General features: G+C 61.4%; 13 protein-coding genes. 8 read left to right on the top strand and 5 right to left on the bottom strand.

The features are described 5' to 3' along the window. Positions 1 to 22 precede the first annotated feature (22 nt). The gene (locus AC3WLT_RS16685) at positions 23 to 817 is read right to left on the bottom strand and encodes an enoyl-CoA hydratase/isomerase family protein (RefSeq protein WP_492592806.1); all 795 of its coding nucleotides are present in this window, start codon (positions 815 to 817) and stop codon (positions 23 to 25) included. Positions 818 to 952: 135 nt separating this feature from the next. Then, positions 953 to 2,149 carry an amidohydrolase family protein gene (locus AC3WLT_RS16680; RefSeq protein WP_492592805.1) on the bottom strand — a complete coding sequence of 399 codons (1,197 nt, stop codon included), beginning with the start codon at positions 2,147 to 2,149 and terminating at the stop codon, positions 953 to 955. On the opposite strand from AC3WLT_RS16680, the gene AC3WLT_RS16675 reads away from it, so the two are divergent. Next, entirely contained in the window at positions 2,148 to 2,411 is a 264-nt protein-coding gene (locus AC3WLT_RS16675) for a hypothetical protein (RefSeq protein ID WP_492592804.1), read from the top strand. The two genes, AC3WLT_RS16680 and AC3WLT_RS16675, sit on opposite strands and share 2 nt — an antisense overlap. Continuing rightward, complete coding sequence (locus tag AC3WLT_RS16670; RefSeq protein WP_492592803.1) at positions 2,401 to 3,879, top strand: MFS transporter; 1,479 nt, start codon at positions 2,401 to 2,403, stop codon at positions 3,877 to 3,879. The genes AC3WLT_RS16675 and AC3WLT_RS16670 overlap by 11 nt, the downstream gene beginning before the upstream one ends. A gap of 82 nt (positions 3,880 to 3,961) precedes the next feature. Here AC3WLT_RS16670 and AC3WLT_RS16665 read toward each other — a convergent pair whose 3' ends face one another. Next, positions 3,962 to 4,759: an IclR family transcriptional regulator gene (locus AC3WLT_RS16665; protein ID WP_492592802.1), complete on the bottom strand. Its 798-nt coding sequence runs from the start codon at positions 4,757 to 4,759 to the stop codon at positions 3,962 to 3,964. Between the two features lie 247 nt (positions 4,760 to 5,006). Here AC3WLT_RS16665 and AC3WLT_RS16660 point away from each other — a divergent pair, with 247 nt between their 5' ends. Further along, on the top strand, positions 5,007 to 5,765 hold the full coding sequence (locus AC3WLT_RS16660; RefSeq protein WP_492592801.1) for an SDR family NAD(P)-dependent oxidoreductase: 759 nt from the start codon (positions 5,007 to 5,009) through the stop codon (positions 5,763 to 5,765). Positions 5,766 to 5,947: 182 nt separating this feature from the next. Here AC3WLT_RS16660 and AC3WLT_RS16655 read toward each other — a convergent pair whose 3' ends face one another. Continuing rightward, positions 5,948 to 7,189 carry a CaiB/BaiF CoA transferase family protein gene (locus AC3WLT_RS16655; RefSeq protein ID WP_492592800.1) on the bottom strand — a complete coding sequence of 414 codons (1,242 nt, stop codon included), beginning with the start codon at positions 7,187 to 7,189 and terminating at the stop codon, positions 5,948 to 5,950. A 122-nt stretch (positions 7,190 to 7,311) separates the two neighbouring features. Beyond that, positions 7,312 to 8,106 (bottom strand): crotonase/enoyl-CoA hydratase family protein, encoded by a 795-nt coding sequence (locus AC3WLT_RS16650; protein ID WP_492592799.1) that lies wholly within the window; start codon positions 8,104 to 8,106, stop codon positions 7,312 to 7,314. 241 nt (positions 8,107 to 8,347) lie between these two features. Here AC3WLT_RS16650 and AC3WLT_RS16645 point away from each other — a divergent pair, with 241 nt between their 5' ends. From AC3WLT_RS16645 to AC3WLT_RS16625, 5 genes are all read left to right on the top strand, one after another. Next, on the top strand, positions 8,348 to 9,124 hold the full coding sequence (locus tag AC3WLT_RS16645; RefSeq protein ID WP_492592798.1) for an enoyl-CoA hydratase: 777 nt from the start codon (positions 8,348 to 8,350) through the stop codon (positions 9,122 to 9,124). Between the two features lie 107 nt (positions 9,125 to 9,231). Further along, positions 9,232 to 10,218, top strand: a complete 987-nt coding sequence (locus AC3WLT_RS16640; protein WP_492592797.1) for an NAD(P)H-dependent flavin oxidoreductase — start codon at positions 9,232 to 9,234, stop codon at positions 10,216 to 10,218. Continuing rightward, positions 10,215 to 11,384, top strand: a complete 1,170-nt coding sequence (locus AC3WLT_RS16635) for a CaiB/BaiF CoA transferase family protein (protein WP_492592796.1) — start codon at positions 10,215 to 10,217, stop codon at positions 11,382 to 11,384. Before AC3WLT_RS16640 ends, AC3WLT_RS16635 begins: the two co-directional genes overlap by 4 nt. Before the next feature lie 34 nt (positions 11,385 to 11,418). Continuing rightward, positions 11,419 to 12,678 carry an acetyl-CoA hydrolase/transferase family protein gene (locus AC3WLT_RS16630; RefSeq protein ID WP_492592795.1) on the top strand — a complete coding sequence of 420 codons (1,260 nt, stop codon included), beginning with the start codon at positions 11,419 to 11,421 and terminating at the stop codon, positions 12,676 to 12,678. Between the two features lie 57 nt (positions 12,679 to 12,735). Further along, positions 12,736 to 13,932 (top strand): acetyl-CoA C-acetyltransferase, encoded by a 1,197-nt coding sequence (locus tag AC3WLT_RS16625; protein ID WP_492592794.1) that lies wholly within the window; start codon positions 12,736 to 12,738, stop codon positions 13,930 to 13,932. The last annotated feature ends 65 nt before the right edge of the window (positions 13,933 to 13,997 follow it).

Raw genomic sequence — 13,997 nt, 5'->3', positions numbered from 1 at the left:
GGTCATGCTTGGCCAAAACGGCTTAGCGGCCCTTGAAAACCGGATCGCGCTTCTCGCGAAACGCATTCACCGCTTCCTGATGATCCTCGGTCTGATTGGACAGCGCCTCATAGGCGATAGACGCATCGAGTATCGAGTGCGCCAGTTGCTTCAAACCAATGTTGATCGAGGTCTTGGTCCACTGGATGGCCTGCGAAGCGCCCGATGCCAGACGCTTCGCCATCGTGGCCACGACCGCATCGAGTTCGTCAGCTGGAACGGCATAGTTGATCAGGCCGAGACGGGCCGCCTCCTCCGCGCCCAGCAGATCGCCGGTCAGCAGATATTCCTTGGCCTTCGCATAGCCGATGAGTTGCGGCCAGATCACCGCCCCGCCGTCACCCGCGACGAAACCCACCTTCACATGAGGATCGCCGATCTTCGCGTGGTTTGCCGCGTAACTCAGATCGCAAAAAAGCGCGATGGTCGCCCCGAGTCCCACCGCATGACCGTTGATCTTGGCAATGACGGGTTTCGGACAGTCGAGCATTGAAAAGATAATTTTCTTCGCGCGCTGCATGCCGGCGAGGAATTGTGACGGATCGTCGATCACCTGTTGCATGTGCTCGATATCGCCGCCGGCGCTAAATGCGCGGCCTGCCCCCGTGAGCACGACAACCCGGGTCTCGGGATCTTCCGCAACGTCTACGAAGAGCCGCGAGAACTCGACGTCCATCTGTTCGTCGAACGCATTCAACGTATCGGGCCGGTTGAGGGTAACGGTGAGGATGCCGCCGTCACGCTCCAGCAACAACGCCTGATAGTCCAGTAAATTCATGGCTAGCCTGTCCACAGTGACGCAAACATGCGGGGACATTGCAACCCCTCACGCTTGCGTAGTCATTTCATCTGTTAAAAAGCTCCTGATGCTTGCAGCCCGATGTCTCCCGTGCGGCCGCACAACATCGAGCGGCTAGGCCCGGGCGGGCATGAAGCGGCGCCCGTTGTCGTACATGATTTTCCGGGTGTCCTCCGCGGACAACGGCCCGCACGCTTCGCTTGCGAAATCGATGGGTTCAGGCACGCCTTCCGCATGCGGATAGTCGGAGCCCATCAACAGGAAGTCCGCCGAACCGGTCTGCTCGACGATCTGCGCGAGGTCATCTTCCGGATACGCTACCACGAAGACATTTTCCTTGAAAATCTGGCTCGGCCGGCTCTTCAACTGACCACAGGGCCAGTAGCCATTCTTCGACATCCCCCGGCACTTGTCCATCTTGACCAGCATCGACGGTACCCACTCCGCGCCGTTTTCCGCGCTGCACAGTTTGACGTTCGGAAAACGCTCGAAGAAATTGTAGAAGATGAAGGACGACAGTGTTTCGATCACGGGACGCTCGCCGTAACCGTGCATCCACACGAAAGCGGTCTGGCGCTGGCGCGACTGCTGTACCGGTTCGCCCCATACGGCCATGTGGTCCTTCATGTAGATGGCTTCCGAAACGTGGAAGGTCACGCATACACCCGCCTCGTTCAGAATCGCCCAGTACGGATCGAAATATGGGTCGCCAGGTGCGCGTCCATTGAACGGACCCATCGGCATCAGAATCACACGCACGCCATTCGCCACCAGCCACTTTGCTTCGGCGACGGCGGAGTCGAGATCGTCGAGCGTAACGATCGGCGTGCTGTAAATACGATCCTTGTAGTTGAAGGTCCAGTCCTCAAGCATCCAGCGGTTGTATGCGTGCAGTACAGCGTTTGCCGCAACGGGTTCGTTCAGATAGGAAATGCACGCCACCATTTCGCCGACATACATCGTGCACGCCTCGACGCCGAACTCATCCATTTTCTTCAGACGCGCGTCACGGTTGAACATGTCCGGAGTCGGCGGAACCCGCATTTCGACGTTGCTCTGGCCGTCCTTCATGGCTCGCAGCCATTCGTGCAGTTTCCCCGGCGGCGGCACGAGCCCTTCTGCCGACGTGTAGCCTTCGCTGATCTCCACCTTGCGATCGCCGACGTACATGCAGCGGTTTCCTTCTGCGGTAACCCGGCTGGTAAAGCCCCATTCTTTCTTGAACTTCTCGGGCAGGTAACGGCTGAACGCATCCTCCACTTCGTAGAAATGCGTGTCGGCGTCGTAAATCTTTCCTTGGTAGGTCTGCATGAAAAAGTCTCCTGTTGATATGAAGCGAGCAATCAATGCCGCGCCTGTTGGCCTGCTGATACCGGAGTATCGGCACACGCAGTCGACGTTCAAACCCCCATATCGAAACCAGAAGGACCGATACCGGATTGATATCGGCGAAAGCGACCATCACAATGCGCAGGACATACGCGAAATATTTTATGTAACTATGCGCACGTCGTTCAACTATGAGAAAATAAACAAAAGCCGACCTAAAAAGGAGACATCCAATGCACGCTGATGCACTGCCGCAATCGTCTTCGCGTCAACCGCTCGTCGAAGGTCCTCGACGCTGGTTCCTGCTTGCGCTACTGATATCGGCGGTCTCGGCGTCAGCCGGCATCACCGTGATTTACACGATGCTCGTGACGCTCTACAGGGTTTTCCCCGGATCAGCCTCGGTTGGCTGGACGGTAACCGCCTACTGGCTTGGCGCGGCGGTCTTCGCGGCAATCTGTGGACGGCTGGGGGACCTGCTCGGCTACCGGCGTGTCCTGCTCATCGTACTCGCGATCGCTACCGTGGGAGGCATCGTGTCGGCGTGCGCGCCAAACCTCGCCGTGCTGATCGCCGGTTGCGTGATGCAGTCGATCGCGTCGGGCATCACGCCGCTTTCCATGGGGCTCGTCCGCGAAAATCTGCCGGCCCGCGAAATACCTTCTGCAGTCGGACTCGTCACCGCGGCCGGCATGGTTTCGGCCGGATTGATCTACATTTGCGCCGGTATCGTGATAGATCGCTACTCATGGCAAGGCGGGTTCTGGCTAAAAGTCGTGCTGTGCACGATGACAATCGCGGCGGTACGTTTATGTGTGCCGAAATCGAGCCCCAGGCCCGGCACGCAAATCGATTTCGTGCGCGGCCTCGCCTTCGCACCGGCGTTGTGTGCGATTCTCTTTGCGGTGCAGGAAATCCACACATGGGGACTGCGGGATCCGCGAACCGCCGGCTTGCTGATCGGCGGCGCAGTGGTACTGTGGCTCTGGGCGCGGCATCAGCGCAGCGTGGCGGACCCGCTTATCAACATCCGCTTACTGGCCAAACGTCAGGTGATCCTCGCGAACGCCTGCATGATGTGCATCGCGGTCGGCGCCATGCAACTCGGACAAGTGTTCTCGCTCTTTTTGCAACAGCCGGCATGGACACGCGCAGGGTTCGGACTGACAGCGACCGGCGCGGGCCTGCTCATGTTCACCTTTAACGTCACCGCGATGCTTGCCAGTCCGTGGAGCGGTCGCGTTGCCGCACGTCATGCCGCGCGTCCGGCGGCGCTGATCGGCATGAGCATGCTAGTGGTTGCCTGGGCGTGCCTGATCCCGCTTCATCGCAGTGTGGTGCTGTTCGTTCCAGGCGCGATGCTCTGTTCGTTCGGGCTCGCGTTTGCGCAGACGGCTGTCTACAACCTGATTATCGAAGCGACACCCGCGCAACAGACAGGCGAAGCGACCGGCCTGCTCTACGTGTTTTTCTCATGCTTCTTCGCGGTTGGCGCGCAAGCGGTTTTCACGCTGCTGCAGGGCGCCTCCGTGAGCAGCGGCGGCACCTCGTTTCCGGCGGCGCAAAGCTATGTGGTGGTGTTTGGATATGTCGCCGGCAGTGCGCTGCTAGGGCTCGTTATCGCATACGCGTTGCCGAAGCGTCGCGGCCCGGAACACCGTCTCAGTGTTATCGAAGGCGCCGGCCTGAGCGGCCCGGCACGCATGCAATGAGTCGGAGCGGCACCCTCTCACGGGCGCCGCTGTTTGGGACCCGTGAGAGCGCCGTGAAGAACCGTGACGCGCCTCGCCAGACCTACTCTTCCTCGCTCGCTTTACCCAACGCCGAGGCCCGCTGCGCGACCGCAAGCATGTGTTCCTCAAGATGCTCGCGTTGGCGATCGAACCGCTCCAGCGGCGCACCGACCGCCATCGCCGCGATCACCTCTCCATTCGGCCCGAAAATCGGCGACGACAGACCTGCCGAGTCGGGCAGCAGTTCGCCGCGGCTGACCGACAAACCCGTCTCGACGATATGTTGCAGTTCCTCGCGCAAGACTTTCTTGTTGACCGTGGTTTGCTCCGTATGACGCTCGAGTTTGACGGTGCGCAGGTACTCGGTCACAAATTCGTCCGGCGCATAAGCCAGCAGAACGCGCCCGGCAGCAGTGCAATACAGTGGCCGACGCATGCCGACTATCATCGAGTATCGAATGGACTGTGCGCTTTCGATAACGTCGACGTACGTAATGACCTTATGTTCCGGGTCGAGCACACCGATATAGACCGTCTCGTGAGTCCGCTCCGACAATTCGACCAGATACGGACGCAGCATCTTCGAGAAATTCCATACGGCCATCACATTCGCGGACAGCCGGAAAATGGACGGTCCCAGCCGGTAACGGCCACCGTCGTGCATCAGAAACCCTTCTGCCACAAGCGGCCGCAACAGATTCAACAAGCTACTCTTGGGCGACTCCAGTGCGACGTTCAGTTCTGCCAGCGACATCCCGTCCGACGCTTTTGCCAACACATCGAACAGCCCGAGCAGACGAGTCAGCGAACGCGGTCCGGTTACATCCTTGTCAGCCGAAGCCAGGATTTCTTTCGACATATCACTCCCCTTCCATTTGATCGCACCCATTATAAATGAACCATTCACATAGTCTCACGGCGGTCGCCGGTTTAGCATACATATTCTTTGCGGATTCGGGATTACGCCAAGACCATAAAACGGCATGCTTGCATTATAATTGAACGACGTTCATAAATGTGTTCGACACGATACCGTTCTGCGTCATGAGCCGGTTTGATCCGCATCGTGCGAGCGTTCAATAGTCGTATCGCGAAGGAGTAGATTCATGAGTGCACTAAAGGACCGGGTTGCCATCGTCACGGGCGGCGGACAAGGACTAGGACTGGGGATTGCAATTGCGCTGGCGAGCGAAGGCGCGAACCTCGTTCTGACGGGACGCACCGAAGCAAAGCTGCGAAAGGCTGAAACCACGCTGAAGGAGCATGGCGCTCAGGTGCTCGTGGTGCCTGGCGACACGCGCAGGCGTGCTGACGCGGACAAAACCGTCGGCCTCGCCATCGAGCATTTCGGGCGCATCGATATCCTTGTGAACAACGCGCAAAGCAGCACGCCGGGCGTGCCGCTGGAAGCGGTAACCGATGAAAACTGGTGCGAAACGCTCGAGTCCGGTCTCTACGGCACGCTGTATTTCATGCAAGCCGTCCTGCCCCACATGAAGCAGCAAGGTTCCGGCCGGATCGTCAATTTCGCCTCGCGCACCGGCATTGAAGGTACGCAGGGATTCGCCCCGTACGCCGCCGCCAAGGAAGGTATCCGAGCCTTGTCGCGAGTCGCCGCGCGCGAATGGGGGCCCTTCGGCGTCACGGTCAACGTTGTGTGTCCCGCGGCGCTCACGCCTGCTGCCGACGCCTATCTGGAAGCGAATCCGGTAGAGCGCGCGCGTTACCTGGCCGAAATCTCGCTGGGCCGTTTTGGCGATCCGGAGAAGGATATTGGACGAGTCGTTGCATTCCTTTGCAGCGAGAGCGCGGGTTACGTGACAGGACAGACCATCAATGTCGATGGCGGACAGACGATGCTCTAACCTTGCACAGGCAGGCCGATGACCAGGACCTCCGCGCGCACTGCAGCTCGGATTTCTCCTCCATCGAGCTTCGCGAGAGTGCGATGAAGTTTGGCCTTGACTCGTTCACCCCGAGTCGGGCCATTTTTTTTACGTGTTGTTCAGGCGCTGCATAACAACGCCCGACGAATCACGCCGCAGGATCAAATGACCTTGCGCGCACGCAGTGCGTCGATTTCCGCACTCGACATGTCCAGCAAATCGCGCAACACGACTTCGGTATGCTGGCCGAGCGTCGGTGGCGGCGTGTACGCATCGATCGGTGTGCCGGACATCTTCACCGGGTTGGCGACCATGCGTACTGCATCGTTTGACAGCGGATGCGCGACCTCCACGCACATCTGCCGTGCCTGGACATGCGGGTCTGCGAACACCTGCTCCAGATTGTTGATCGGACCCGCCGGCACACCTGCGGCATCTAGCGCAACCAGCAATTCGTCACTCTGCCACTGCGCGATCAGCGGCTCGAACGCGTCACCGAGCGCCCGGCGGTTCCTGACCCGCAGCGCGATCTCGCTAAAGCGCGGGTCCGTTGCGAGCTCCGGGTGATCGAGTACCTTGCATAGCCGCGCGTACTGCTCGTTGTTCCCTGCCACGATCATGATGTCTCGATCCGCGCACCGGAACATCCGGGACGGCATGCCTCCGTTACCCTCGGTGCCGCGCCGCACCGGCACCTCGCCGGACACCAGGTACTGACTCGCATAGTGCGACGTGGCAGCTATCATCGAGTCCAGCAGCGAGAGGTCGATGTACTGCCCTTCGCCGCCTTGCTCGCCGCCTGCATCGCGATGATAGAGGGCCGCCACGATCGCGGACGCCGCGTACTGGCCGCACAGAATATCTGCGAGGCTCGGACCGGTTTTCATGGGACCACCGCCCGGCATGTCGTCGCCGTTGCCCGTGATGCTCATCAAGCCACCCATCGCCTGGAAGATCGAATCGTAGCCGGGCCGCGGACTGTACGGCCCCGTCTGCCCGAAACCTGTGATCGAGCAGTAGACGAGGCGCGGATTGACGAGCTTGAGACTCGCATAATCGAGCCCGTATCGCTTCAGGTCCCCCACCTTGTAGTTTTCCAGCAGCACGTCGCATTTCGCCGCGAGCGACCGGATCAACGCCTGCCCGTCCGGGGTGGCGATGTCGCAGGTAATAGACTTCTTGCCCCGGTTCGCGCTGATGAAGAATGTCGATTCTCGCGTGTCGTTGCCATTGCGATCTTTCAGAAACGGCGGGCCAAACTGACGCGAATCGTCACCCTTGCCCGGGCGTTCCACCTTGATCACTTCCGCCCCCAGATCCGCCAGCATCTGCGCGCCCCACGGGCCTGCGAGAATGCGGCTCAGATCGAGCACGCGAATCCCGGACAACGCACCTTTCGTCATATCGAATCGTTTCCGTTGAATTCGTACCGGACGCTGCGTCCGGAGCTGTCGTCTTCCAGCGTCGGGGACGCTCGCCTGCGCCCCGCCTTTTATCGTGGCCGTTTGCCTTGCTTGCCGCCAGACTAGCGCCCAATGAATCTCGCGGTACGCCTTTCGACAAACGACTGCACGCCTTCCCTCGCGTCTTCCGTGTTGTAAAGAATCTGTTGGGCCGACTGGATCTTCGAATACGCGTCCAGCCATCCCGACCCAAGCGACACGCGCGCATTGGCCATGGTAGCCTGCACGGCCAGCGGAGCCTGCGCGGCAATACGCTCCGCGATTTCCAGCGCCCGCCCGAACTCCTCACCCGCCGGCACCACTTCCTGCACGAAATTCATGCGATACGCGTCCTGTGCCGTGAATTCGTCGCCGGTGAGCAGGATCTTCATCGCGTTGCCCCACCCTGCGCGATCCACCATCCGGATCGTTGCACCGCAGCCTGCCATGATGCCGCGCTTGACCTCCATCTGGGAAAAGCGGCAATTGTCGGCGGCCACCGCCACCTCGGACGCCAGCATCAGCTCGACAGCCACCGTAAAACTGATTCCCTTCAGTGCGATCACCACCGGCTTCTTGCGTAACGGTTCGCGCAGATTGAACGGGTCGACTTCGCCAACCGGAAGCAATGGTTTGCCTTCGCGGCGCAACGGAACGATCTTCGGCATGTCGAGGCCGGCGGTGAAGTGATCGCCCTCGGCGTAAAGCAGCCCGCAGAAAAGGTCAGGACTCGCTTCGAGAAGCGTGTACGCCTTGGCCAGTTCCTCGAACATTTTAGGGGTAAAGCCGTTGCGCTTTTCCGGACGATCGATGCCGATCAACAGAATATGGCCGCGCTGCTCCGTACGTATCTGTCCGTCCTCATGGCGTGTCGTCATGCCGTGCCTCCTTGCGTCATTTTGATGGGGCGCTAGCCCGAAGCTCAATTGACAAAGCCTCGTCGCGCATTCACAATTATAAACACCGTTCAAATCGCGGGCAAGTCTGTATACCGGCGATCCGTCCAGATTCGTGCTGCGATGCAGCGCGCCGGAACTCGTTACGGGTACCGATGCATGCCTCGTTGCCGGGACGGCATGCTGGCATACGTGTTCGTCCGGATTCATGCGAGGAAAACTCATGGCCTATGAAACGCTCATCGTCGAAACACGCGGCAAGACCGGCCTCATCAAGCTCAACCGACCGCAAGCGTACAACGCGCTTAGTAACCTGTTGATGGACGAACTGACTGTTGCGCTCGACGCTTTCGAAGCCGACGAAGCGATCGGTGTAATCGTACTGACCGGAAGTGAAAAAGCCTTTGCCGCCGGCGCCGACATCAAGATGATGGGCGAGTGGACCTACATGGACGTGTTCAAGAACCAGTTCATCACGTCCAACTGGGAACGCACGGCACGTTGCCGGAAACCCGTGATCGCCGCGGTGGCCGGCCTCGCGCTGGGAGGCGGTTGCGAACTGGCAATGATGTGCGACTTCATTCTCGCCGCCGACAACGCCAGCTTCGCACTGCCTGAAATCACGCTGGCCACCATCCCCGGCGCGGGTGGCACGCAACGTCTCACGCGCGTACTCGGCAAATCGAAGGCGATGGAAATGATTCTCACCGGACGCAGGATGGATGCTATCGAAGCCGAACGCTGCGGGTTGGTCAGCCGTGTCGTGCCCCTCGATGAGTTACTGGACGAAGCGTTGAAGACGGCCGACGCCATCGCTGGATTCTCGCAACCTGTCGTTGCAATTGCGAAGGAATGTGTCAATCGCGCCTACGAGTCGAGTCTCGCCGAAGGAATCCTGTTCGAAAGGCGAATGGCCTATTCAACCTTCGCTACCGAAGACCGCAAGGAAGGCATGGCCGCATTCGCAGAAAAGCGCAAACCGGTGTTTCGCCATTGCTGAGCACCGGGCGGACGCATGAATTCGCAGTCGCCGGAGTCAGCTGAACGACCTTCGTTCGACTGATCTTTTTCAACCTGTCATTCGCTATCCCGGCTTCACGACCGACTATGAGCTCTCAAAACAATCGCATCACCGAACTGCTCGGCATCGACTACCCGATCATCCAGGGCGGTATGCGCTGGGTGGCCCGCGCGGAACTCGCGGCGGCAGTGGGCAATGCCGGTGGCCTCGGCTTCATTTCCGCGCACACGCATGCGAGTGCCGATGCACTGGCGCGAGAAATCGACCAGGTGCGCGCGCTCAGCAACAAACCGTTCGGCGTGAATCTGACGCTGCTCGGCGGCAACGCCGGGCTCGACTATGACGGCTACGTGCGCACCATCATCGAGCACGGCGTGACGGTTGTCGAAACAGCCGGCAGCAATCCCGCGAAGTACATCGAAACGTTCAAGGCAAACGGCGTCAAGGTGATCCACAAATGCGTCGCCGTGCGGCACGCTTTGAAGGCCGAGGCGCTCGGCGCGGACGCGGTGAGCATCGACGGATTCGAATGCGCGGGGCATCCGGGCGAAGACGATATTCCGGGGCTGATCCTGATCCCCGCCGCCGCGGACAAGCTGAAGATTCCGCTGCTCGCCTCAGGCGGCTTCGCGGATGGCCGGGGCCTGATGGCCGCGCTCGCACTCGGCGCGGACGGTATCAATATGGGCACGCGCTTCATGCTGACACAGGAATCGCGCGTGCATCCGGCGATCAAGCAACGCCTGCTGGAAGCCACCGAACGCGATACCTTGCTGGTCGGACGCACGCTCCGCGATTCGAGCCGCGTGATCAGGAATACCGTCAGCCTCGCGGCCATCGAACTGGAAAACGCAGGCGGCGCCACAGCCGCCGACCTGTATGCGCTGACCGGTGCGAGCCGCTGGATGGACGCATTCGCGAGTGGCGATGTTGAAGGCGGAGCCTTTCCGGCCGGCATGGTAACAGGACTGATTCACGATCTGCCCACCTGCGCCGATCTGCTCGCGCGAATCATGCAGCAGGCTGCCTCCATCGCGCAACGGGCCTTCGCATTCAAGGTGCCTGCCGCATGAAGCTTTCGGGCGTTCGCGTCGTCGATCTATCGCAGTTCATGCCTGGGCCGATGCTCGCATCGAATCTTGCCGACCATGGCGCCGACGTCATCAAACTGGAACCGCTGTCGGGCGAGGCGGCACGCGGATCGCTCGAGTCGGACAGCGAGTTCTTTGTGGCGCTCAATCGCGGCAAGCGCAGCATCGCAGTGGATCTGAAACACCCCGACGGCCTCGCCATCGCGCGTAAACTGATCGACGCGGCCGACGTCGTCATCGAGTCGTCGCGGCCGGGTGTGGCGGCGCGCCTGGGCATCGATTACGACACGGTGAGCCGCACCAATACGCGCCTTGTCTACTGTTCGCTGACCGCGTTCGGCCAGACCGGCCCGCTTGCGCAAGTGCCCGCGCACGACCCGGTCATCCAGGCTATGGCCGGCACATTGCCGCGCGATGAGCGCGGCGCGCCCGTGACCTCAGGCGCCTCGCTTGCCGCGCTGGCCGGTTCGTTGACGGCGTTATCCGCCGTGTTGATGGCCTTGTTGCATGCGCGTGAAACGGGTGAGGGAGACTTCGTCGATATTTCGCTGTACGACGCAGCGCTGTGCGCACAGCCGCATTTGACCGCTCGCGCGCTCAACCCTGCAGCGAGCGGTCGGGTCGATAGCGCATACGGCAGCAACGCGATTGCCCTACTCGCCGCGTATCAGACGCGCGATGCGCAGTGGCTTTGCCTGGGTGGACGCGAACTCGACTTCGCGACCAATCTGCTGACGCCGCTAGGCCGCCCGGATCTGATTAGCGTCGCGGTCGGACCGGCCGGCGCAGCACAAGCCGGACTAAGCGCCTTCCTGACGAGGAGGTTCCTGACACGCACACTGAGCGAATGGCTTGCGTGGTTCGAAGGCCGTCATATCAGTGTCGCGCCTGTAATGACGCTGACCGATGCGCTAGCGCAGCCACACACGCGGGCCCGTCAGATGGTGAACGTCGATGCGAACGGCCGCCGGCATCTCGGCAGCGCGATCCGGTTCCAGCGCGATCCGGCACAACCATCACTGTCGATTCCGGCCATCGGCGAGCACACAGCGGAGATTCTCGACACGCTCGGCTACGCCGCCGAACACATCGCCGCGCTTGGTGCTGCCGGTGTCATTCGCACACAGAATGCCGCCGCGAAAACATAGCGCCGAGCCATTCCGTTCGCCCTCCGTCAGCCTCATGCCCATACTCCTGCAAGCCGGCTCCATCGACTTTCGCTCCATCGTCCGCCCTGGCGACAACGTCATGTGGGGTCAGGCGAACGCGGAACCGGTGCCGCTGACTCAGGCACTCATTGCGCAGCGACGGGAGATCGGCCGGTTCCGTGTGTTTCTGGGCGTGAGCACCACCGATACATGCCGGCCTGAACACGCCGACTGCATCGACTTCGTTTCCTACTGCGGCTCCGGCGCCAATCGCGCTTTGGCGCGGGCCGGCGCACTCGACGTGTTGCCCTGCCACTACTCGCAATTCCCGCAGATGATGCGCTCCGGCCCGCTCAAAATCGACGTGCTGCTGCTGCAACTGGCACCTGCGGATCATGAAGGCCGCTACAGCCTGTCGATCGCGCACGAGTATCTGGTTCCGGCGCTGGACACCGCCCGCGTCATCGTTGCGGAAATCAACGAGCAGGCACCGTGGACGTATGGCGAGCGCTATCTGCGACACGCCGACCTCGACTTCATTCTGCCGACATCGCGCGCGCCGCTCGAAAATCCCCCCAGCAGAATCGGCGAAGTCGAACTGGCGATCGCGACCCATGTTGCCGGTTTGATCGAGGACGGCTCGACGCTTCAATTCGGGCTCGGTGCGATTCCCGAAGCCGTGCTTGCGCGTCTGTCCGACCGGCGCAATCTGGGGGTTCACTCGGGTGCGATCGGAGACAAGGTCGCCGATCTGATGGACGCCGGGGTGATCAACAACACGCGCAAGAATGTCGACAGGGGTTTGACGATTGCCGGCGTGATGATGGGCGGCCGCCGCATTCATGGGTTCGCACATCGCAACCCGGCCGTACAGTTTCGCTCAACGAACTACACGCACAATCCTGACGTACTGGCCCGCATCGACCGTTTTGTTGCCCTGAATTCGGCGCTCGAAGTCGACCTCAGCGGGCAGATCAACGCAGAAGTGGCCAACGGCAGCTATGTTGGCGCCGTAGGCGGCGCACTCGATTTCCTGCGCGGGGCACGGCATGCCAGAGGCGGTCTGCCCGTAGTCGCGATGCCGTCGACAGCGGGCAAGGCCGCAAGCCGCATTGTCGCGGCGCTCAGCGGCCCCGTCAGCACGCCGCGCAGCGATGCCGGCATCATCGTCACCGAATACGGCGTCGCGGACCTGCGCGGACTCACCTTGAAACAGCGACGCGAGCGCCTGCTGGCGATCGCCCACCCCGACTACCGGGTCGCGCTCGAATGCTCAAACGCCGGAGCCCTCTGACGCAATCCGGTCTGGACGCTGTCGGCGACAAGATCCATCCCCATTGAAGGAACGCATATGAAACGCGCAGCGATCGTCTGTCCCGTACGCACGCCGGTCGGCACCTTTGGCGGCGGCTTGCGCAGCGTGCCGGTCGAGGAACTGGGCGCACTGGTGACCCAGGAAGTCCTCAAACGGACCGGGCTCGATCCCATGCGGATCGACGACGTGGTGTTCGCGCAGTCGTACGCGAACAGCGAAACGCCTTGTGTGGGACGCTGGATCGCCTTGCAAGCCGGACTGCCGGTCGATGTGCCCGGCATGCAGCTTGACCGGCGCTGCGGCGGCGGACTCCAGGCGCTGGCGACGGCAGCCATGATGGTCCAGACCGGCGCGGCCGACGTCGTGCTGGCGGGCGGTGTCGAGAGCATGAGCAACATCGAGTACTACAGCACCGACATGCGATGGGGTGCACGCGCGGGTTCGGTACAGTTCCACGACCGGCTCGCGCGTGGCCGCGAACGCTCGCAACCGGAGGCGCGCTTCGGACACATTTCGGGAATGATAGAAACGGCTGAAAACCTCGCCAACGACTTTCACATCAGCCGTGAAGAGGCCGACGAATATGCGGTGCGCAGCCATCGTCGCGCGGCTCAAGCCTGGGCGTCGGGCCGCATGGCAGCCGAGACCGTGGCGGTCGCCGTCCCGCAGAAAAAAGGCGCCCCGCTCGCCTTTGCCCAGGACGAAGGCTTTCGCGAAGACGCCAGCATGGAGAGCCTCGGCAAGCTGCGCGCACTGATCCCGGGTGGCACCGTCACCGCAGGCAATTCCAGCCAGCAAAACGATGCCGCAGCCGCGTGCCTCGTCGTCGCAGAGGACAAACTCGAAGCACTCGGTCTGGAGCCAATGGCATATCTGAATGGCTGGGCCGCGGCAGGTTGCGAGCCGTCGCGCATGGGAATCGGCCCCGTGCCCGCCGTCCAGAAACTGATGGCACGCATCGGCTTGTCGATCGATCAGATGGATCTTGTCGAACTGAACGAAGCATTCGCCTGCCAGGTGCTGGCGGTGCTCAAGGGATGGGGATGGAACGACCCGGAGCGGCTCAACGTCAACGGCTCCGGCATCTCGCTGGGTCATCCGATCGGTGCCACGGGCGTACGCATGATGACCACACTGCTCTTCGAGCTGCAACGGCGCAAGGGTCGCTACGGTCTCGAGGCAATGTGCATCGGCGGCGGTCAGGGGCTGGCCGCGATATTCGAACGGGCTTGAGCGCGGTGGCTTGATTGCCCGCCACGGGCTGCGGCAGCACGAGCCGATGCCATAGACTCGGCTCG

This window comes from Paraburkholderia sp. FW306-2-2C-D06C (assembly GCF_058781505.1).
The sequence above is the reverse complement of the archived record's forward strand: the minus strand, read 5'-3'. Positions and strand labels throughout refer to the sequence as shown.